We start from the raw sequence: 215 nt of genomic DNA, 5'->3' as shown, positions 1-215 counted from the left end.
ATCTACACGTCGGGTTCGACGGGCCGCCCGAAGGGTGCGGTGCTCACCCACCGCAATGTGGTGCGCCTGCTGGAGACCTGTCACGCGGACATGGCCTACACGGCCGATGACGTGTGGTCGATGATGCACTCGTACGCCTTCGACTTCTCGGTCTTCGAGATGTGGGGCGCGCTCGCCTTCGGCGGCCGCGTGGTCGTGGTGCCCAAGCACATCGC

Annotated in this window: 1 protein-coding gene; it reads left to right on the top strand. The window is 66.0% G+C overall.

The window, feature by feature from the left end; translation table 11 throughout:
• On the top strand, positions 1-215 hold a 215-nt coding region (locus tag ICC28_RS40220), incomplete at both ends, for an AMP-binding protein (protein WP_188293820.1).

It is taken from the genome of Streptomyces sp. TRM68416 (assembly GCF_014596915.1).
In the GTDB taxonomy this organism is placed as follows: Bacteria; Actinomycetota; Actinomycetes; order Streptomycetales; family Streptomycetaceae; genus Streptomyces.
This window is presented reverse-complemented; position numbering and strand designations above follow the sequence as displayed.